The sequence below is a fragment of the Cupriavidus sp. 01L46 genome (assembly GCF_056399905.1).
The window spans coordinates 1-377 of record NZ_JBFTSF010000745.1; the positions used below are offsets into that span (position 1 = coordinate 1).

At 67.9% G+C, this 377-nt stretch carries 1 protein-coding gene; it reads right to left on the reverse strand.

Translation table 11 applies throughout. The features are described from left to right. Window positions 1-377 (reverse strand): AMP-binding protein (locus tag AC1DS3_RS39595; RefSeq protein WP_477129496.1); only part of this gene is annotated, 377 nt, incomplete at both ends.

The window sequence follows — 377 nt, forward strand, 5'->3', positions numbered from 1 at the left end:
CCCGGTTCGATCCGGAAGCCGCGAATCTTCAGTTGCTGGTCGATCCGGCCCAGGTACTCCAGTTGCCCGTCAGGCAGCCAGCGCGCCAGATCACCCGTGCGGTAGAGCCGCGCACCGTCATCGGCAAACGGATCGGGAATAAAGCGCTCCGCCGACATGCCGGGACGGTTCAGATACCCTCGCGCCAACCCCTCGCCGCCGATATGAAGCTCGCCCGCCACGCCCGGCGGCACAAGGTTCAGTTCCGCGTCGAGCAGGTAGCAGCGCCGGTCGCCAATCGGGCGGCCAATCGGCGCATAGGTGCCCGCGAAATCCGCTTCCGGCGCATCGCCGCGCACCTTCCACACCATCGGCGTGACCACGGTCTCCGTCGGGCC